The following is a 20,298-nucleotide window of genomic DNA, read 5'->3' on the forward strand; positions in this document are numbered from 1 at the left end:
TGCATAAGAGGTGAGGCTTTATGGCGGAATGGCTTAAGGCGATTCCTCCCGTTAATTTGTTGTCGGCCGCTATCGTGCTTGTGGTAGCGGCTTCCGTTATCCAAGGCGCCCGCAGGGGGGCGGCCGGCTCGGCACGCCAGCTGGTTTACGCGGCTGGGGAGCTGGCCGCCACCGTGCTCGGCATCCTGTTGGCCTGGAAGCTTACGGGGTGGCTGTCCCCGCAGGTGCAGGCGTGGCTGACGGCCAAAGGCATTGAGGTTCCGAACCGGGAACTGGATGCCCTGAGCCAGCTTTACTATACATTCGTGACCGGGCTTCGGGATTTCTCCCTGATGCGGTCGGCGATTCTCTTCCTGATCGTTTACTCGGTCGTCAAGCTGATCGCGAGCCGCATCCTTTACCTCCTTGTTCATGAGGGCATGGGCGTGGCAACCGGTCAGGGCCGGTCGGAAGGCGGCGTCCGCGGCTTTCTCAGCAGCTTATCGGGAGCGATCCTTGGGTCCGTGGCCGGAATCGGTAGGGCGCTCTTGGTGATTGCGTGTCTCTTCGTGGTCACGTCCCTCTTCCCTCAGAGCGGAGCCGCGCAGTACATCCAGAAATCCGGCCTGTACCAGGCGGGAGCTACCGCCGTGATCAAGCCGGTGACCGGCAAGTGGATTTCCGAGCAGCTTCCGGTGCTGACCCGTTCGATGGAATCCGAGTTCAACAAGATCCTTCAGCGCAAGTACGAGGTGGTCGATGCCAACATTCCGGATAATATCGCAGAGGCGGCCCAAGAGGTGACGGCCAAGGCGAAGACGGATGAGGAGAAGGCGAGAGCCCTCTACCAGTGGATCGGAACCCGGGTGCAGTACGATTACGGCAAAGTCGACCTGTATGAGCAGAAGGGAATCTGGAAGGAGCAGACCCCGGAGGACACGTTCGAAACGCGCAAGGGCGTCTGCATCGATTATTCCCGTCTCTATTCGGTCATGGCGAAGTCCGTCGGCCTGGAGAGCAAGGTCGTGACCGGGCTCGGCTACGACGGAAAGGGCGGTTACGGCCCTCATGCGTGGAACGAGGTTAAGCTGGCGCAAGGCTGGGTTCCCCTCGATTCCACCTGGGTATCGAGCGGCCTCAATTGGTTCAACCCGGCCAACTTTGACGAAACGCACATCCGTCAGGTGTAGCAGGCCGTTTCTCTGAGCTTGTCTGGCCATGCCTGAACGTTTTTCGGGAGTCCTTCTTTTTCCTTAAGGAAGAAGCGGGGCTCTCTTTCTACCTCTCCTCCGCCGGATGCGGCAAGGAAGCGGTTATCCCAAAAGAGAAAGGAAGCGTGCGCCATGGGCTCTGCTCCAAAGCCGCTTACGGCCTACAAGGCGGTGTTCTTCGATGTGGGGGATACGCTGATGACGATTCCCGCCGCCCGTCTGATCATGAGGCAATTTCTCGCCCAGCGTTCTTTCCACCGGGAGGAGGACGAGATCGGGGGGCTTTTTCACGAGGCGTTTCAGCTGTTCTATTACGGCAAGCAGCTCAATCCGGACGAGGTTTGCTCGCCGGAATCCGACCGGCAGTTTTGGATCCAGCTGTACCGGTTCATTCTGGACCGGCTTGGAGCCGAGGAGGAATGGACGGAGGATGAAATTCACGCCTGCTGCCACGAGATGTACGATGTGTTTACGGCTCCTGAGCAATATCAGCTGTTCGAGGATGTGGAGGAGAGCCTGGAGGCCTTCTCCAAGCGGGGGCTCCGGCTCGGGGTCATTTCCAATTTTGCTCCGACACTTCGGCATATTCTGGAGGCAAAGGGCATTCTGTCGTACTTTGACCCGGTCATCGTGTCGACGGAAGTGGGAATCGAGAAGCCCAATCCTTCTATCTTCCGTCTCGCGCTGGAGGAGGCCGGTCTCGAAGCCAAGGACGTTCTGTATATAGGAGACCATGAGCACAACGATCTGTGGGCACCCGCCCAGGTCGGAATTGACGCGGTCAAGATCAAACGGTACGATTATATGGAAGGGGAGGGAATCCGCTCTCTTCTGGAATTGCTTTAGGGAAAGAAAGGAAGGGCCTCATGAAACATACCGATAACATGGACGAGGCGCAGAAGAAGGAAGGCCGGATGCGCCGCCATTTTTCCATACGCATCAATATGTTTTTCTTTGCCACGTTCGTGCTGTTCTCCGTTCTGATTGTTCGTCTTGCCTACCTCCAGTTTATTGAGGGGCCGGCTCTTAACGCCAAGCAGATCAAGCAGACGCGCAAGGATGTCACGATCCCGCCGATCCGCGGCAATATTTATGATTCCGGGAGCAAGCCGATTGCCTGGACGACCTCCACCCAGTCCCTCTTCTACCAGATTACCCCGGGACAGGATGTGGAGCAGCAGATTGAAATCGCGCACAAGCTGGAGGAGATTTTCAAGAATTACGGGGACAAGACCGCCGATCCGCTGACCGTAGAAGAAATCTTCGACTTGATGGATACGGGTTATAACCTGGATGGGACGAAGCGCAAAAGCGGGGCCAAGCTCTACAACTACCAGCCGCGGAGGATCAAGTCGGGCCTGAACCGTAAGGAAATCGCATATATTGCGGAGCACCAGGACGAGCTGCCGGGCGTGGAAACGAGCGAAGAAAGCACCCGGGTTTACGATCAGGACAGTGTGGCGGTTCAGCTCATCGGCTACCTGCGTCCCTTCAAGGGCGTCGTCACGACGAAGAGCACCCTGTATAACAACTACCGCGAGAAGCAGGACGATTACCTGCAGGATGAGTTTGTCGGAACCGACGGCCTGGAGCTGATGTATGAAGACGTCCTCCGGGGCAAGAACGGGAGTAAAAATTATCCGGTCAACTCCTTGAACCAGATCGTCGGCCAGGTGGAGATTACGCCTCCCGAGAAGGGAAAGAATCTGTTTCTCACCATTAACAAGGATGTTCAATTGGCCACGGAGAAGGCCATTACGGATCATATTTCCTTCCTTCAGCATGCCAACGATTCCTTCTTCTCCAGGGGAAAAGGAGCCATATCCGGTTACGCGGTCGCGATGGAGGTGGATACGGGCAAGGTCATTTCCATGGCGAGCATGCCGGATTACGACCCGATGGTGTATGCGAACGCGAAGATTGCGGAAGATGTCTGGACCAAAATCAAATACCTACAATCAAATGGGACGATTCGGGACCAGCTCCCTAATATTCTGGATGACAAGGAACGGGCCAAGCATCCTTCCTCCGTCGTGCCTCTCGGGTCGACGATCAAGCCGCTGTCGGTTCTGCTCGGTTTGAACGAAGGGTTGTTCACCCCATGGGAACAGTATTATGATACGGGGGTCTATCTGTACGGAAAAGACAACAACGCCAAAATCCCGAACTCGGATGGGGTCGGAAACGGATCCATCAATGCGGCCAAAGCCATTGAGAAATCCTCCAACACCTTCATGGCGGCGATGGTCGGCGCCCGGCTGTACAACAAGTACAACGGGGGAGAGAAGGCCATCAGCGTATGGGACACCTACATGAAGGAATTCGGCCTGGGTGTGTCGACCGAAAGCGGGTTGCCCGGGGAATACGCGGGAACGCTGGAATATACGAACCGAAAGGTCTCCAGTGTGCAGAACTCCCTGATTCAAGGCTCGTTCGGGCAGCAGGCCCGCTACACGGTGCTTCAGCTTGCGCAGTACGCCTCTATGCTGGCGAACCACGGCAAGCGCTACAAACCGCAGTTCGTCAATGAAATCAAGACGTACGACGGCCAGGTCATTCAGAGCTTCCAGCCGCAGCTGCTGAACGAGGAGAAGTTCTCCAATACTTACTGGAACGTGCTGAGGGACGGGATGAAGAGCGGCGTCGAAGGCTTCGAAGACTTCCCTTATGCGCTTGCCCGTAAAACCGGTACCTCCCAGCAGGAGATCGGCGGCCGCGGCAAGATCGACAACGCCGTGTTCATCGGCTACGCGCCTGCCGACAACCCCAAGCTGGCGGTCGCGGTGGTCGTACCCGACGGAGGCTTCGGCCGTTACGGCGCGGCGCCCATCGCCCGGCACATCTTCGATGCCTACGACCAGTACATCGGGCTCGACGCGGCGGGACCGAAAGGGCCTCCGGCCAACCCGCCTAAGCCTTTGCTTCCTTAAACGGGAAGTCAGACGTAACGTATGGGCATTACACATCCAAGCCAAGCCGCCTTCAAGGGGTTTGGCTTTCTTTATGGTGCGGAAGGAACAAATAAAGCCCCGAGTCTCGTTGAGAACTCGGGGCTTTGGCGGTTACTCCGTATCGTTAAGGTTCAGCCGGTGTTAGGGCTTCTCTACTTTCCAAACCTCATCAACCTGCTGCCGATGATGCCGGTCGTGCCGCGTGAAGTCGAGCAGCAGACCCGAAAAGGTTTCTTCCATGAAGCCTTCGGTCCCATGGGCGATTCGGAACCGGGCCTCGGGAGGCGCATCGCATTCCCGTATAGCTCGGACGAGCTCCCGGCGCGCTTCGACGGCCTCGTCCAAAAGCCCCGCCGCGGATATTCCCTCAAGGGCGTAGATGGCAGCCGCCTCATTAACGGTCTGCCAATCCCGGTAATCCCGCGATTCCACCTCGGCTCCATCTTTAACCTGGGGCAGAATCTGCCGGCTGAGCACCCGGTCCCAGGCGGTGAGGTGGCTCACGATTTGAGCGGGAGACCATTTTCCTTCCGCGATCGGAGCGAAGAAGAAGCTTTCGTCCATCGCACGCAAGGAATTGAGCCAGGGGATTCCGGCTTCAAAGGGTGCGATATCATTTTCCATAATGCGCATAGCGGACAGCTCCTTATCGCCTATTCCAAGCCGGCCGCTTGGTAAACCTTCGCAAAGCCATCCGCAGAGCGGCGCAGAAGGTCATCCTGGGAGCCTTCCGGCTTCTCCTTCGTCAGGATCTCCTGGGCCACCACGCCCTTGTAGCCGATTTCCTTCAAGGTGCGGAGGAAGGCGGCCAGGTCAATGACTCCTTCGCCCGGATACAGCCTGTCGTTATCCAGAGCATCGGCAACCGGAACGGGCTTGGCGTCGTTCAGGTGCACATGCACGATCTGCTCCGGCTTCAGCCGGCGGATATCTTCGACATTGGCTTCCGAGGTGTACCAATGGTAGGCGTCATACAGGAAGCCGACATTCTTCTCGCCGATCGCCTCGAACCAGTCGAGGAAGCTGTCCTGATCCCAGATAAAAGGATTCTTCCAAGCGGTGCGAAGGTGATGAGGCCCGACATGCTCCAGCCCCAGGCGGAGCCCGTAAACACCCAGCACCTGAGCGACCTGGCGCAGCCGGCGGGTGGCCACCGCCATGAACCGGACGGCGTCATGGTCCGTAGAAGGCAGCACATACGTGCAGCACGCCGTACAGCCGAGCTGGGCGGCTGCTTCCGCGTCCGCGGCCAGCTTGGTCAGGTCCGAGCGGAAGCGCGCCTCGTCCTGGCGCCATTCCACAGGAAGACCAATGGAGCCGATCCTCACGTTGTGCTCCTGCAGGAACGCCAGGGCTCCTTCGAGCCCTCTCTCCCCGATAAACTTGCGGAGTTCCCCGACGTTGTTCGTATCCACGGCGCCGAAGCCGTATTGGGACGCCTTCTTTATGTAGTCCTCCAGAGAGGCAAAGCCGCCGATGCCTGCTGTCGATATGCCTTTGATCAATGCAATCTCCTCCTTAAGGGGTCCAAATCCCTTTAACTGTATCGTTTTTTGTCCGGTTCGAAAAGAGGAAATGGGTTCAGTTAGAGGAATTTGCCTTTGATTTCGTTCCTCCCCCTAATCTGTGATATACTTATTTATCGTAAATAAGACCGTTTGTCCCGGCTGGAAGCGTACCCTGTCACCGGCAGGACTACATAGATCATAACGTTTGGAGAGTGGAACCGGATGTGCGGAATAGCTGGATTGATGCATTTTGACGGAAGAGAGCCTGCGCAGGAAGTTCTGAAGAGCATGACGGACATTATCACCCACCGGGGACCGGACGATTCCGGCTTCTGGAGCGAGCGGGGGATCGGACTGGGCTTCCGCCGGCTGTCGATTATCGACCTGGCCGAGGGCCATCAACCGCTCTGCAACGAGGATGAAACCGTATGGATCGTATTCAACGGAGAGATTTACAACTACAAGGAGCTTCGCCGCATTCTGCAGGACAAGGGCCATGTGTTCCGTACCCATTCGGACACCGAGGTCATCGTCCATCTGTACGAGGAGTACGGGGACGAGTGCGTCAAGATGCTCCGCGGCATGTTCGGGTTCGTGATCTGGGACCGGAACAAGCGGCAGCTGCTGGGCGCGCGTGACCATTTTGGCATCAAGCCTTTCTACTATCACTATAACCCGGACGGGTTCGCCTTCGGCTCCGAAATCAAGAGTCTATTGGCGGCGGGGGTTGTCGATCGCGCGGTGCGCACCGAGAGCCTGATGAACTACCTGACGTTCCAATACGTCCCGGAGCCGGACACCATGTTCGAGGGCATCCAGAAGCTTCCCCCGGCCCACTACATCAAATTGACCGCGGACGGCAAAATGTCGCTGCACCGCTACTGGGACCCGATGTTCGAGCCCGTTCAGCGCCCCTTCGGCGAATACGTCGAGGAAATTCGCGCGAAGCTGCAGGATTCCGTCGTTCATCACCTCGTTAGCGACGTGGAACGGGGCTGCTTCCTTTCGAGCGGCATCGACTCGACGGCCATTGCGGCCCATATCAAGCGGATCGAGCCTCTGCGCACCTTCTCGGTCGGCTTCGAAGGACCTAACAACGAAACGACCATAGCGAGCGAGACGGCCAAGGCCCTCGGAACCGAGCACTATGCCAAAATGATCTCCCAAAAGGACTTTTTCGACGTCCTGCCGAAGGCCATCTGGCACCAGGACGAGCCGGTGGCCGACCCGTCGGCCATCGCCCTGTACCACGTGGCCCAGCTGGCACGCGAGCATGTGACCGTGGTCCTTTCGGGCGAAGGGGCGGACGAGCTGTTCGGCGGCTATCGCATCTACCGCGAGCCGCTGTCCCTGAAGCCGCTCGAGTGGCTGCCGCTTCCGCTCAAGCGGATGCTGCACGGCGCCGCGTCCGCCCTTCCGTCAAGTGTCAAGGGCCGGAACTACCTCCTGCGGGCGTCGACTCCGCTTGAAGAGCGCTTCCTTGGGAACGCGAAAATTTTCAGCGAAGACATGAAGGCGGGGATTCTGAACTCCGGCCGGGAGCTGCTCAGCAACTACCGGAATCCGATTCAGATTGCGTCCGAGTATTATTCGAAGACCCGGCATCAGGATCCGGTCACCCGCATGCAGTACATTGACATGAACCTGTGGATGCCGGGCGACATTCTGATGAAGGCCGACAAGATGACGATGGCTCATTCCCTTGAGCTGCGCGTGCCGTTCCTGGACAAAGAGCTGTTCGAGCTGACCCGCCGCATTCCGATGGAATACCGGCTGGCCGAAGGGACGACGAAGTACATCTTCCGTAAGGCGATGGAAGGAATCATTCCGGATCCGATCCTGAACCGGCCGAAGCTCGGCTTCCCGGTGCCGCTTCGCGACTGGCTGAAGGGTCCTCAGGGCGGCCTTATTCTCGAGCAGATTCAAGCGGGGGGCATCGGCGATTACGTGAACCTGACGGCCGTGGAGAACATGGTGACGAAGCACCGGAACGGCGAAGGGGATTACGCCCGCCGCATCTGGGTTATCTACGTGTTCGCCTTGTGGCATGCCACCTACATGCAGGAGATGCCGAGCCGTGCTTTTGCCGCGGTCTAAGGCTATTCCGGGGAGCTTGGCCGGCGTAAGCTTTTCTTAGGACGGAAGCCGTCGGAGCCCGGCGGGTAAACCGGTCTTGCCGATTAACCCAATAGATAAGCATTAGACCAAACGGAGGAATAGAGATGGGACCGTATAAACTGCTTGCACTCGACATGGATGGAACCCTGCTGACCGAGGAGAAGAAGATATCTCCCGAGAACAGCGAATGGATTTACAAGGCGATCGAGGCCGGCGTGACCGTCATGTTCGCCACCGGACGCGGGGTTCAGACGATTCAGCCCTACGTCGAAGAATTAAAGCTAGAATCCCCGATGGTGTCGGTGAACGGAAGCGAGGTGTACCGGGCGCCCGGCGACCTGCTTCAGCGTCATATCATGAAGCAGGAATGGATGGACCGGCTGTATGCCATGGCCGTCGAGAACGATACCTGGTATTGGGCTTATGCCGTGGAAGGGCTTTACAACAAAGACAAATGGACCGACGATTACACCTCTAAAACCTGGCTCAAATTCGGCTTTTTTACCGAAGACAAGGAAGTGCTGCAGAAGATCCGGGGAGAGCTGGAGGACATGGCTCTGTTCGAGATTACGAACTCCCATCCGGATAACCTCGAGATCAACCCGCGGGGGATCAGCAAGGCCAGCGGTATCATGGAAGTATGCAACCTGCTCGGCATCAAGATGGAGGAGGTCATTGCGATGGGGGACAGCCAGAACGACCTCACCATGATCAAATCCGCCGGGCTCGGAGTGGCCATGGGCAACGCGCAGGAGGAAGTGAAGCTGGCAGCCGATGTGGTGACCGTCATGAATGACGAGCACGGGGTAGCGCGCATTATCCGCGAATACATTTTCGGAGAGCAGGTGTAGCACGATGGAATGGGCTGCTTGGATTCTGGTTATCGCTTTGTTCGTCATCGGGATGATCGGAACGGTTTACCCGATTTTGCCGAGTGTGGTGGCGGTCTACGCAGCGTTCTTCGTCTATGGCTTCATGGTGAGCTTCCAACCGTTCGGCTTCTGGTTCTGGGCGCTCGAGACGAGTATTTTTGCCGCCATTTTCGTAGGGGATTACGTCATCAGCGCCCTCGGGGTCAAAAAGTTCGGAGGCTCCCGCGCCTCCGTGGTCGGCAGTACGATCGGGCTTATTGTAGGCCCTTTCGTTATCCCTTTTGCGGGGCTCATCATCGGTCCCTTCGCGGGGGCGGTGGCGGGAGAGCTGCTCGCAGGCTCAGACATCCAAAAGTCGCTTAAGGTGGGAGTCGGTTCCCTGGTCGGCTTCTTCTCGAGCATGATTGTCAAAATCATCCTTCAGCTCATTATGATTCTTCTCTTCATCCTCTGGGTGCTGTAATTTTACATAAACCACTTTTCCATTAGGAGATGATTTCCATGATTAAGACACGCGTCACTGTCTGGAACGAATACCTTCATGAAAGAGAAGACGAGAATATCGCCAAGATCTATCCGGAAGGCATTCACACGGCGATCGCCAAAGGGATCGAGAACGATGACTTTACGGTCCGTACGGCTACCATGGACCAGTTCGAGCATGGACTGACCGAGGAAGTGCTGAAGGAAACCGATGTGCTGATCTGGTGGGGACACAAGGGGCATGACCAGGTAACCGACGATATTGTCGCCCGCGTCCACCAGCGTGTGCTGCAGGGGATGGGGCTGATTGTGCTTCATTCCGGCCACTTCTCCAAAATCTTTAAGCGCCTCATGGGTACCTCCTGCGACCTCCGCTGGAGGGAAGCGGGCGAGAAGGAACGCCTGTGGGTCGTGGACCCGGCTCATCCGATCGCCGAGAACATCGGGCTGTTCTTCGAGCTGGAGGAAGAGGAAATGTACGGGGAGCACTTCGACATCCCGCAGCCGGACGATCTCGTGTTCGTCAGCTGGTTTGAAGGGGGCGAGGTATTCCGCAGCGGCTGTACCTATCATCGCGGGCAGGGTAAAATTTTCTACTTCCGTCCGGGCCATGAGGCGTACCCGACCTATTACAACGAGCAGGTGCTGCGGGTCATCTCCAATGCCGTCCGCTGGGCCGTTCCGAAGCATGGCGCCATGCCGATCTACGGCTTCAACGAGCCGCTGGAACCGATTAAACCGAAGCAGGACCACGGAGAAGAACAGCCGCAGGGGTAACCGGTGAAAGTGCCTTATCCGTTAGTGCTGTTCTGCTTTCCTAATTCGTGCGTATCCGGAGGTTTTCTCGCGAACAAAGTTTCCGGATAAGGCACTAGTCCTTAAGCCGCAGCTTGCCTGCGGCTTTCTTTCCTTTATAGGGGACCCGTGCAGGCACCGGCCGGCCTTGTTTCCTCGGATTACTCAGCAAAGAAGGGATACATCTTGTCGAAGGACTCATTGATCAAAGGCACCGTCATCCTGGCGGCGGCCGCCCTGGTGGCCCGGGTACTCGGGGTCGTCCAGAGGGTACCGCTAGTCTATCTCATTCATGACAGCGGGATGGCTACCTATTCCATCGCCTTTAATATTTACATGCTGCTGTTGACTATTGCGACAGCGGGAATTCCAAGCGCACTCAGCAAGCTAGTGGCGGAGCGGATGGAGCTCGGCCGCTTTGCGGAAGCCAACCGGATTTACCGGGCGGCGATCCAGTTCGCCTTGGTGGCGGGCGTGATCATGACCGTCTTCCTGTATTTCTATGCTCCTTTCCAGGCGGAACGAAGCGGAGATCCGGATGCGGCCCTGGCTATCCAGGCGCTGGCTCCGGCCCTGCTGCTGTTTCCGCTGATCGCCATCATGCGGGGATATTTTCAGGGAAGGCGCAACATGATGCCGAACGGCCTGTCCCAGATCATCGAGCAGGTCATGCGCCTCCTTACGGCGATCGGGTTCGCTTACCTGTTCCTGGCCATCGGCTGGGGACAGGTGTGGGCCGTGGCCGGGGCTTCCTTCGGAGGCGTCATGGGAAGCGTAGGAGCGGTGGCCGTGCTCTTGTATTACGCCATGCGTCTGAAGAAGAGAGACGCGGCGGAGGGGCAGGTTCCGACGGAAGAAGAGGTGGAGCATGCGGCCGCCTTGCCTTATAAGCGGATCTACAAGAGCCTGTTCCGGACCTCCATTCCGATCGTGCTCTTCTCGCTCGCCGTCCCGCTCATTTATTTTATTGACTCCAGTACAGTAATCCCACTGCTCCAAGGCAGCCTCGGCTGGGATGCAGCGCGCGACCAGCTTGGTATCTTAGCCGGACGGGCCCAGTCGCTCGCCGGAATTCCCATCATTCTGGCTATCGCGCTCAGCCAGTCCATCGTGCCAATCATTTCCTCGGCGTATGCGAAGAAAGACCTCGTCCAGGTGAAAGGACAGGCGGCGAAAGCTCTTCAGCTGTCTCTGCTTACGGGGCTTCCCGCCGTCATTATGATTGCGGTGGCCGCCCGGCCGATTAACGGGCTGCTCTTTCCCGACGAGAACGGCTACGGCATCATTGCTCTCTTGACCGCGACGGCTCTGTTTCAGATTGTGATGCAGACGTCGGGAGCCATCCTGATGGGGATGGGCGCCATGAGGCCGCTCGTCGGCCATGTTGTGATCGGCATAGCCGTCAAGCTGATCGCGAACTACGTTCTATCCCCGATCCTCGGCATTTACGGAATCGTCACGGCGACCGCCCTGTGCTTCATTGTCATGATGGGGCTTAACCTGCGGACGATGAAGCAGAAGGCCGACTTCCGCATTTTCGATACCCGCCGCTGGATCGGCTTAACGGTAACGGCCGCACTCATGATCGCGGCTGGAGTGGCAGTAGAATGGCTGGGACACCGGTACATCCGGTGGTTCCCGGCAAAGCTCGATTACCTGCTGCAGGCTGCGGTCGCCGGCGCCGTTATGTTCGGGCTGTACCTGGTGCTCCTGGCCCTGACCAAAGTGGTCACGGCGGAGGACCTGGAGAGCTACCCGGCTCCTATCCGCAAGCTCGTCAGGAAGGGCGCCCGGGTCATGGGGAGATGAGCTTGCCGGCCAGAGCCGCAAGCTCCAGCTTCTTCAAGGCCAGGCACTGCTCGTGCGTGATCTCGACCGGAAAGGGCGCCTGGATGCTCCGGAAGTAGCGCAGCATGGACGTGCCGCCGCACCAATCGTGAACGGCCGGGTCGGTAACCGGACGGTCCGGCCAGGCGTCCGCCAGAGCCGGGCTGTACAGCCGCTCGCTGCCCTTTACCACCCCGCACCCCTCCAGCCTTTCCTTCGGGAACCGGACCGGAGGGGTTTTTCTATGGGGGGCGAACACCTGAGGCCAATAGTCCGAGCGCGATCCGGTATGGGGTATGCCGGCGGCAAACCGGCGTACGTCTTCGCCAGCCCCGGCAAGGCCGAAGAGAATCGCATACAGCTTGGTTCCGAAGGAGATGCGCTCGTCGAGGTCCATGAAGTCCTCCAGAATGAGGCCGACCAGACCGTCCGCCTGGGGAGCAGCGGCCGCTCCGGTGCTGTCACCGTCGGGCCCGGAGGAGCGGTATGGAAAGAGAACCTGATTCAACTGAAGAACAGCCTGGGCTTGAAAAGCGGGGGTCTCCAGCACATGCTTCCGGTAATGCGGATCCTCCACCACGCGGCCCTGGATGTAGTTCTGCTCGTTTACAATAAGACCGATTGTCAGCACGATCGGGTCGCGGTTTTCCCAGAAGTCGTCCCATACCGCCTTCATGAAAAGGGAAACCCCGAGATCACGAAGATAACCGGAAAGGTTGGTGCCGCGTTTAAGGCTCTCCTGGTAAAGCAGAAGCTGGGGATAGGCATCCCCGAAGATCAGGGCATTGGCCGCTTCCAGCATCTCAAAAATGCGCTCGCGCTGGGCCCCACCGATAAGACGGGGGAGAAAATCCCCCTTCAGGTCGGTCATGTTCCAGCCGCCGTTGCGGGAAACCATATGGGCCAGGAACGCCCAATGAAGCTCCGGGTGCTGCCGGTAAAAGGTCCAATAGGCCGCCGTCCGTGTCACATTGCTGCGGTTGCCTTCCGCGGTCTCCCGGCGGATCCGGCGAAGGAGCCGCTCCGCTTGCTCGGGCGTCAGCGGGCGGGACGACCCGGGGGCAGGGCTTCCCGGATTCTCGGGACCGCCCGTTCCCGGGTCGTCCTCTCCCGGATCGGCCGGGCCGGGACCTCCGCCGCTGCCCGCTCCCGCCGCGCCGTGCCCGCCTCCGGGCCAGCCCGGGAAGCCCGGGAAGCCCGGGAAGCCGCCGCTTCCGGGAGCACCGGGAGCGCCGGCGGCGCCGGGAAAGCCGCCCGCCCCGGGCATCCCGAACCCGCCCGGCGCACCGGGAGCGCCTGGAGCGCCGGGCGACCCGGGAGCCCCCGGGGCCCCCGGTGTCCGGCACGCCCGGAGAGGGTCTCCCGGCCCGGTGGCGGCTGTCCCTTCAGCGGCCGCCGCTGCCCAGGAAAGCTCCCGCTCCAGGCGGGCCTGCAGCCTCTTGCGCGCTGCGGCGGATACGGTAAGCTTGCGCGACCCGGAGACGAGATGCAGGGACTGCAGGAAATCGCCGGCTTTCCCGTAAAGCAGGTGAAGCCAGCCGCCGGCGGCGTGTTTGATCCGCTCGGTGAACCCTTGCGGGCTTCTTCCGGTTGGTCTTAGCATGTAGGGGGACCTCCTTCAAATAGGCTTACCGTCCGCTCTTTCCGTGTCCCGCTTATTGTGGGCGAAAGCCGCCTGCCCTATGACAAGAGGGAGGCTCCCGATGAAGCGAAGCCGCCCGCCGTTGACTTCCCGTTCGGGGCATGCTATAACAGGGACTAACCAAAGATGGCGGAGGGATTACCATGGAACAAGTGAAAACCGAGCAGCAGTTCAGAGACCTTACCGCGGCCGTGAAACCGACCGTAGCCGTGTTCAAAACCACCTGGTGCAAGGACTGCCATTACATCGAGCCGTTTATGCCTTCCCTGATCGAAGAGTACGGGGACCGGCTATCCTTCCTTCAAGTGGACCGTGACGACTTGCCCGACCTGTGCAGCGAGCTTAACATTTTGGGCATCCCGAGCTTTATCGTCTTCAGCGAAGGCAAGGAGCTGACCCGCTTCGTCAGCAAACTCCGCAAAACCCGCGAGGAAATCGAGCAGTTCCTCGACCGGTCGCTGGAGGTTGCCTCCGCGATGCGCTCCTGACCGTATGCCGCTTGCCCGTATCGGGCGGGCGGTTTTCTTTTTTGGGCCGGGGGGATGCTCCTGGTCTTTTTTTTTCGGTGACATCAGGTGCTTTGTTCACAATTCATCAATAGCTTTAGCCCGGGAGAATGGCTATAATGAGTCTTGTGTAAGAATTTTCACAAGCGGTAAACCACAAGACAGAAGAAGGGATTCTAATGAAATATATGCTGCGCAAACTCGCATTAGCCAGCTGCATCGGGATGTTTCTCGTGCTCCTGATGGGGACGCTCGTGACGAAGACCGAATCGGGACGCGGCTGCGGTGACGATTGGCCGCTGTGCAACGGAAAGTTCATCCCGGCCTATACCGTCGAATCAATGATCGAATACTCCCACCGGTTCGTCACGGGAATCGAGGGCCTGCTCGTTCTCGGGGCCACCGTCGGTGTTTATCTTTATACCAAGCGCAAGGATGCCCGCTTCTATGCGGCTTCCTCACTCTTTTTTACGGTCATTCAGGCCGCCATGGGAGCTCTGGCCGTCATCTGGCCCCAATCCTCTTCCGTGCTGGCGCTTCATTTCGGCTTCTCGCTCCTAGCTTTCGCAAGCACTTTCCTGCTCGTGATGGCCCTTCGGCGGTTGCCTGATTCGGGGATGAATCCTCCGAAGGTGTCAAGGCCTGCCCGCAAGCCGAAGCCCAGCCTTCCAATAGCGGAAGGGGGAGGAAGCCGGCCGGGAGGCCTGAGCATGGGGACAAGCATCCTCCTGTGGGTGACGGCGGCCTACACGTATGTGGTCGTCTATCTCGGGGCTTATGTCCGCCATACCGACTCCTCCGGCGGCTGCGGACGCGATTGGCCGCTGTGCGCGGGGGAGGTCGTGCCGAGCCTGACGGGAGCCACCGGCATCATGTTCATTCACCGGCTTGGAGCCGTCCTGCTGTTCGTCCTCATCGCTTACTTGATGTACCGCCTTAACCGGGAGACGGATCGCCCGGATATGGCGAAGGCGGGGCGGGTGGCCTTTCAGCTGGTGGTCATTCAGGTGTTCAGCGGGGCACTCGTTACCTTTGCCCTGGGAACAGACAGCTATCTGTTCGCCAGTCTGCTGCACACCGTGATTATCGCCGCCCTGTTCTCCACGTTAAGCTACCTGTGCGCGCTGTGGGTCACGGGGCCCCAGAAGACAGCCGCCGCTCTATAACGAAGACCCTCGCTCCCTTGCTTATCCGGCAGGGGAGCGAAACCTGTTTTATCGGGTCTGCCTACCTTATCATGGGAAGAAGAGGGATATACCGATGGTACATAGCAATCTGCGCCAATTTCTTGAGGTTCTCCGTCGGGAGAACCAACTGCATATCATTTCCGCTCCAGTCGACCCCAACCTCGAAATCGCCGAGATTCACCGCCGCGTCATCGACGAAGAAGGGCCGGCCCTGTTATTCACGAATGTAAAAGGAAGCGCTTTTCCCGTGGCGACCAACCTGTTCGGCACGAGCCGCCGTGTGGACCTCGCTTTCGGGCCGCGGCCCGAGCAGTTCATGAAGCGGGTGCTGGCGGCGAAGGATACGCTTGTCCCGCCCACCCCGAAAGCGCTGTGGAACGAGAAGGACCTTCTGTGGAACCTGATGAAGGTGGGAACGAAGAACGTTTCGCCGGAGGAAGCGCCGGTTCTGCAGGTATGCGACACGGAGGCTCCCATGGCGAAGCTGCCGGTGATTACGTCGTGGCAGGAGGACGGGGGTCCCTTTGTTACCCTGCCTCTCGTGTACACGGAGCACCCGGACAACGGGGAGCACAACCTAGGCATGTACCGCATGCAGGTGTATGACGGCCACACAACGGGGATGCACTGGCAGATCCACAAAGGCGGGGGCTTTCATTACCACGAAGCCGAGAAGCGGAACCAGGCTCTGCCGGTGACCGTCTTCCTCGGAGGGCCTCCCGCCCTGATTGCCTCCGCTATCGCTCCGCTGCCAGAGCATCTTCCGGAGCTCTTAATGACCTCCTTCATCCTCGGCGGCAAGCTGCCCGTAACCCGGAACCCGCAGGGAGGCCACCGGCTCGTCGCTGAGGCGGAATTCGCCATTTGCGGGGAAGTGCCGCCTCATGTGAGGCGGCCGGAAGGGCCCTTTGGAGATCATTACGGCTATTACTCCCTTACTCACGACTTTCCCGTCTTTCAGGTGAGCCGCGTGTACCACCGCAAGGATGCCATTTATCCGGCAACGATTGTGGGCAAGCCGCGCCAGGAGGATTACTACATGGGAGAATTCCTGCAGCGGCTGATGTCGCCCGCTTTTCCCGTTGTCATGCCGGGGGTCAAGGAGCTGTGGACCTACGCCGAGACGGGCTTTCACCCCCTCGCCGCGGCGGTCGTCCGGGAGAGCTACAAGCGGGAAGCGATCGGCTCGGCCTTCCGCATCCTGGGGGAGGGGCAGCTCACGCTGACCAAGTTCCTGATCCTCACCGACCGGCCGGTGGATCTGTCAAATTTCCCGCAGCTGCTCGAAACGGTGCTGGAGCGCTTCGACCCGAGGCAGGATCTGTTCCTGTTCAACTATACCTCTCACGATACACTGGATTATACCGGTCATCAGCTTAACCACGGCAGCAAGGCCGTCCTGCTCGGCGTAGGGGAACCGGTCCGCACGCTGCCTTCCGCCTACGAGGGAGGGGAGCTGCCGGGCATCCGGGCAGCGGAAGTGTACTGCCGGGGCTGTCTCGTCGTTTCGGGGGCATCCTATGAGGAGGATCCCCAGCTCGCCGAACGGCTCGTAAAAGAGGCGGGCGACCGGCTGTCCTCCTGGCCTCTCGTCATTCTGGCGGACGACACGGCGATCGCCCGCGGACAGACGCCGTTCCTCTGGACCGTCTTCACGCGTTTCAATCCGGCCGCGGATATTTACGCCCGTTCGAGCCTCAACCGGCATCATATCGCTTACGAGCTTCCGCTCGTGATCGATGCCCGGATGAAGCCGGGATATCCGGACGAGCTGTTCCCGCGTGAGGACATCGTCAAGCTGGTGGACGGCCGCTGGAGCGAGTATTTTGCGGGAAGCCGGGTATAGAAGGATGAAGCCAAACGCCTTGCGGGGCATGCTTCCCCATCTGGGGTTCGTACTTGTCTACCTGCTGTGGGGCATCAACATCTCCTCCATGAAGATTGGAGGAGCGGCCTGGGACTCTTTTGTCTTCAACGGCCTCCGTTATTTGATCATTCTGCCTTTTTTGTGGGTATATACGTATTATGGATTCCGCAAAGGACGCATCCGCCTGAGCATGAAAAAGGGAGACCTGGGGCGGATTCTTCTGCTCGGAGCCGTGTCGGCTGTCGGGATGGAGGCCTTTCTGTCCTACGCCCTGCAGTATTCGAACGCCGCGAACGGGGCGGTGCTCGGAAGAGGCTTTATGCCGGTGGTGACGGTTATTCTCGCTCTCTTGATGCGGGAGCTGCGCCTGACGTGGCGCATCCTTCTCGGGCTTCCTCTCGCCATTGCGGGGGTCATTGTGATTGTGACCGGAGGAAACGAGGGCTTTCATCTCGGACCGGACACCCTGAGAGGGGATGTCCTCCTTCTTTTCCGGAGCTTCCTCGGGGCGCTTTATCTCATCGGGATGAACCGGCTCGTTAATCGTTACCCGCTGACTTTGCTCATCACGTTGGAAATGACCGCGGGCGCCGTTTCCCTGCTTCCGGTTGTTCTCTGGAAGGTCACGCCCGGCTATTTGGCCGCCATGCCGGCTGCCGGGTGGTACAGCCTGCTGTACACGGCGTTTCTCGCCACCCTGGTGGGCTTCTCGGTTCACAACTGGAGCCTGGGGAAGCTCGGACCGTTCAAATCCTCTGTGTACGGGTACTTTCTGCCGGTCACGTCCGCCATCGCCGGTATTTACCTTCTCGGAGAGAGCATTTCCTGGAACCAGGTGCTCGGAGGGGCGGGCGTTCTCGTTGCCATGTATCTGGTTCAGCGGGACCGGATGCAGGCCATGAAGCGGCCTCCCAAGCCCATTATGCCGGCGGCTGCGGGGAAATCCAATCAAGCATAAAGGAGGGGGAGGCTTATGTTCCGAATTTATTTCAACGAAGAAAGACGCCAAGACAGCGGCGTGCTGGCCGATGCCAACGCTTCACTGAAGCGGTATGAGCAAGTGCTGGAGAAGATCGAGAACCGGAGCGGGGAAGCCGATTCGCGGCTCCGCTGCCTCCAGGTGTGGGCAAAAGGCTTCACCCGTTCCCTCGACGAGCTGGAGCAAAGCCTGTACTGCAGCCGCAAATACAGCGAGCTCGTCTCCCACGAATTTATCGAGGAGATGGAAGAGGAAGAGCTCGACAACTATCACCGGCATGTCTATTTCTACAAAAACGCCCTCATTCGGCTGTTCTCCATTCTGGACAAGATGGGCTCCTTTCTCGATGACCTGCTGAAGCTCGAAACCGGTAAGGTTATGCCGCGTTTTTCGTACTTTACGGTGCTGCGGCAAATGCACGAGAGGGAAATTGCGTCCGAGCTGGAGCAGAAGCTGTTCGATCTTAAGAACAGCTGCAAAGGGCCGCTGAACCGCCTGCGGCAGCAGCGGAACACGGAAATTCACGCCATGAACGAGGAGCTCGTGGACGATGTATGGAACGCCAAGGAGTCGCCGGAGGCCCAGTCTCCGGTGGAGAACATTCAAGATAACCTGAAGGACATGGAGCAGGGCTTCGAAATGGTCTGCCTGACGGTCAGCACCGTTTTTGAATCGCTTGCCTCGAGCCAGAAGGGTTGAGCCGGAAGCGGATGGATTCCAGTCCCGGCCGGAAGGAAAAGCGGAGCTTGCCTAACCTAGGCAGGCTCTTTTTTCGCGAATCTTTTTCAGCGGGGGCTCACCGGGTTTGGACTTCCGGCGCTTTTCCTCTATACTGAATAGAGAGAAAGAGGTAGCGGGAGGGCGAGGATGGAAAGACGCAAGGTGGCTCTGATAACGGGCAGTGCCAAGGGATTGGGCAAACGGACGGCTCTTGCTTTGGCCGGGCAAGGCTGCGACATTGTGTTGAACTATGTCCGCAGCAGGGAAGAGGCGGAACGGCTTTGTGAGGAGATTCGGGGGATGGGGGTACGCTGTACCGCCATTCAGGCGGATGTGACCCGTACGGAGGACATCCGGTTTCTTGTGAAAGAAGCGGAGAGGCAGCTCGGAGCCGTCGACATCCTGGTTAACAATGCGGGGCCTTTCATCCGGGAGCGCCGCTTGTTCGCGGACTACACGGAAGAGGAAATCTCCTATCTGCTGGGCGGGAACCTGACCGGGGTCATCGCGCTCGATCATTTGGTTCTTCCGCTTATGCGCCGGAACCGGTGGGGACGCATCTTTCATTTTGGCTTCGGTCATGCGGCGGAGGCCCCCGGCTGGCCTCACCGGGCTGTCTATGCCGCGGCGAAGGTGGGGCTCGTTTCCTTCACCAAGACGCTGTCCGTCGAGGAAGCCTCCAGCGGCATTACGGTCAACATGATCTGCCCCGGGGATATCCGCGGGGAGAACAAGGAGAAGCTGATCCGCGAGGTGGAGCATTTGGCGGACGAGGAATCCCCGCGCGGCAGACCCGGATCAGGAGAAGACATCGCCAGGGTCATCGCCTTCCTCTGCATGCCCGAATCGGATTTCCTTACCGGCAATATCATCGACGTCTCGGGCGGGCTCGATCCCATCCGTTCTCTTAAGGGAGGCGTCAAGCTTTAGCCAGCTATCCGGGTTCACCCGGAACACGCAAGAAAGCCCTGAGTCGAGTCGCTCAGGGCTTTCTGTATATCCGTTAAAGAAAGCTTAACGGGAATCGGTTAACGGAATTAGAATACCTGCATGACCTCTTGAACGCCTTCCACTTCTTCCAGAAGAGCGCGTTCGATCCCGGCCTTCAAGGTGATGGTCGAGCTTGGGCAGCTTCCGCAGGCACCCATCAGCTTCAGTTTCACAATTCCGTCCTCCACGTCAACCAGCTCTACGTCGCCGCCGTCGCGCTGCAGAAACGGGCGAAGCTTATCGAGAACCTCCAGCACTTCATCGTACATGGTATCTTGTGCGTTTTCGCTCATTTGCTCCAACTCCTTTCTTACTTTATTATAGTACAATAACGACAAAATGAAAATAGGTGAACCCGGCATGAGACCCATCATTGAATTCTGCACCAATAATATGCATCACGGCACCGATCGGCTCATGAAGAAGCTGGAGCAGAACCCGGACTATGATGTCCTGGAATACGGCTGCCTGGGCAACTGCGGGCAATGCTACGCCGAGCCCTACGCGCTCGTAAACGGCGAAGTGGTTGCCGCTGCGACGGTGGATGAGCTGGAGAAGGAGATCGGCCGCAAGCTTAAGGAGCTCGAAGAGCTGGACAAGCTGTTCGACAACCTGTAAGCCGGGCGGGTCGTCCCCCGGTCAAACCGCTTTTCGTCCCGCGTC

General features: G+C 58.8%; 19 protein-coding genes. 15 read left to right on the top strand and 4 right to left on the bottom strand.

Features of this window, described 5'->3' with window-relative positions; translation table 11 throughout:
• Positions 1-20 precede the first annotated feature (20 nt).
• From MJA45_RS06165 to MJA45_RS06175, 3 genes are all read left to right on the top strand, one after another.
• Positions 21-1,169: a transglutaminase domain-containing protein gene (locus MJA45_RS06165; protein WP_315606392.1), complete on the top strand. Its 1,149-nt coding sequence runs from the start codon at positions 21-23 to the stop codon at positions 1,167-1,169.
• Between the two features lie 153 nt (positions 1,170-1,322).
• A complete protein-coding gene (locus MJA45_RS06170; RefSeq protein ID WP_315606393.1) occupies positions 1,323-2,036 on the top strand; it encodes an HAD-IA family hydrolase in 714 nt (237 codons plus the stop codon).
• Positions 2,037-2,056: 20 nt separating this feature from the next.
• Positions 2,057-4,120, top strand: coding sequence for a peptidoglycan D,D-transpeptidase FtsI family protein (locus MJA45_RS06175; protein WP_315606394.1), 2,064 nt, complete (start codon positions 2,057-2,059; stop codon positions 4,118-4,120).
• 162 nt (positions 4,121-4,282) lie between these two features.
• Here the strand turns inward: MJA45_RS06175 and MJA45_RS06180 are convergent, their stop codons facing one another.
• Entirely contained in the window at positions 4,283-4,774 is a 492-nt protein-coding gene (locus MJA45_RS06180) for a DinB family protein (protein ID WP_315606395.1), read from the bottom strand.
• 20 nt (positions 4,775-4,794) lie between these two features.
• Positions 4,795-5,646, bottom strand: a complete 852-nt coding sequence (locus MJA45_RS06185) for a sugar phosphate isomerase/epimerase family protein (protein WP_315606396.1) — start codon at positions 5,644-5,646, stop codon at positions 4,795-4,797.
• A gap of 225 nt (positions 5,647-5,871) precedes the next feature.
• On the opposite strand from MJA45_RS06185, the gene asnB reads away from it, so the two are divergent.
• The 5 genes from asnB (at position 5,872) to MJA45_RS06210 (ending at position 11,726) form a co-directional block, all read left to right on the top strand.
• Positions 5,872-7,746 (top strand): asparagine synthase (glutamine-hydrolyzing), encoded by a 1,875-nt coding sequence (gene asnB, locus MJA45_RS06190; RefSeq protein ID WP_315606397.1) that lies wholly within the window; start codon positions 5,872-5,874, stop codon positions 7,744-7,746.
• Between the two features lie 125 nt (positions 7,747-7,871).
• A complete protein-coding gene (locus MJA45_RS06195) occupies positions 7,872-8,618 on the top strand; it encodes a Cof-type HAD-IIB family hydrolase (protein ID WP_315606398.1) in 747 nt (248 codons plus the stop codon).
• Positions 8,619-8,622: 4 nt separating this feature from the next.
• Positions 8,623-9,102: a DUF456 domain-containing protein gene (locus MJA45_RS06200; RefSeq protein ID WP_315606399.1), complete on the top strand. Its 480-nt coding sequence runs from the start codon at positions 8,623-8,625 to the stop codon at positions 9,100-9,102.
• Positions 9,103-9,140: 38 nt separating this feature from the next.
• Positions 9,141-9,899 carry a ThuA domain-containing protein gene (locus MJA45_RS06205; RefSeq protein WP_315606400.1) on the top strand — a complete coding sequence of 253 codons (759 nt, stop codon included), beginning with the start codon at positions 9,141-9,143 and terminating at the stop codon, positions 9,897-9,899.
• Between the two features lie 201 nt (positions 9,900-10,100).
• Positions 10,101-11,726 carry a putative polysaccharide biosynthesis protein gene (locus MJA45_RS06210; RefSeq protein ID WP_315607946.1) on the top strand — a complete coding sequence of 542 codons (1,626 nt, stop codon included), beginning with the start codon at positions 10,101-10,103 and terminating at the stop codon, positions 11,724-11,726.
• On the opposite strand, the gene MJA45_RS06215 is transcribed toward MJA45_RS06210, so the two are convergent.
• Positions 11,713-13,347, bottom strand: coding sequence for a DUF2515 family protein (locus tag MJA45_RS06215; protein WP_315606401.1), 1,635 nt, complete (start codon positions 13,345-13,347; stop codon positions 11,713-11,715). The two genes, MJA45_RS06210 and MJA45_RS06215, sit on opposite strands and share 14 nt — an antisense overlap.
• 182 nt (positions 13,348-13,529) lie before the next feature.
• Here MJA45_RS06215 and MJA45_RS06220 point away from each other — a divergent pair, with 182 nt between their 5' ends.
• From MJA45_RS06220 to MJA45_RS06245, 6 genes are all read left to right on the top strand, one after another.
• Positions 13,530-13,874 carry a thioredoxin family protein gene (locus MJA45_RS06220; RefSeq protein WP_315606402.1) on the top strand — a complete coding sequence of 115 codons (345 nt, stop codon included), beginning with the start codon at positions 13,530-13,532 and terminating at the stop codon, positions 13,872-13,874.
• 197 nt (positions 13,875-14,071) lie between these two features.
• Positions 14,072-15,058: a COX15/CtaA family protein gene (locus MJA45_RS06225; protein ID WP_315606403.1), complete on the top strand. Its 987-nt coding sequence runs from the start codon at positions 14,072-14,074 to the stop codon at positions 15,056-15,058.
• Between the two features lie 94 nt (positions 15,059-15,152).
• Positions 15,153-16,925 (top strand): UbiD family decarboxylase, encoded by a 1,773-nt coding sequence (locus MJA45_RS06230; RefSeq protein ID WP_315606404.1) that lies wholly within the window; start codon positions 15,153-15,155, stop codon positions 16,923-16,925.
• Positions 16,926-16,929: 4 nt separating this feature from the next.
• A complete protein-coding gene (locus tag MJA45_RS06235; protein ID WP_315606405.1) occupies positions 16,930-17,904 on the top strand; it encodes a DMT family transporter in 975 nt (324 codons plus the stop codon).
• A 15-nt stretch (positions 17,905-17,919) separates the two neighbouring features.
• Complete coding sequence (locus MJA45_RS06240) at positions 17,920-18,624, top strand: Cthe_2314 family HEPN domain-containing protein (protein WP_315606406.1); 705 nt, start codon at positions 17,920-17,922, stop codon at positions 18,622-18,624.
• 168 nt (positions 18,625-18,792) lie between these two features.
• The gene (locus MJA45_RS06245) at positions 18,793-19,575 is read left to right on the top strand and encodes an SDR family oxidoreductase (RefSeq protein ID WP_315606407.1); all 783 of its coding nucleotides are present in this window, start codon (positions 18,793-18,795) and stop codon (positions 19,573-19,575) included.
• A 107-nt stretch (positions 19,576-19,682) separates the two neighbouring features.
• Here MJA45_RS06245 and MJA45_RS06250 read toward each other — a convergent pair whose 3' ends face one another.
• Positions 19,683-19,928 (bottom strand): NifU family protein, encoded by a 246-nt coding sequence (locus MJA45_RS06250; RefSeq protein ID WP_315606408.1) that lies wholly within the window; start codon positions 19,926-19,928, stop codon positions 19,683-19,685.
• 67 nt (positions 19,929-19,995) lie between these two features.
• Here MJA45_RS06250 and MJA45_RS06255 point away from each other — a divergent pair, with 67 nt between their 5' ends.
• Entirely contained in the window at positions 19,996-20,253 is a 258-nt protein-coding gene (locus MJA45_RS06255) for a YuzB family protein (RefSeq protein WP_315606409.1), read from the top strand.
• Positions 20,254-20,298: the final 45 nt, after the last annotated feature.

Origin of the sequence: Paenibacillus aurantius (assembly GCF_032268605.1) — a bacterium.
Taxonomy (GTDB): Bacteria; Bacillota; Bacilli; order Paenibacillales; family NBRC-103111; genus Paenibacillus_AO; species Paenibacillus_AO aurantius.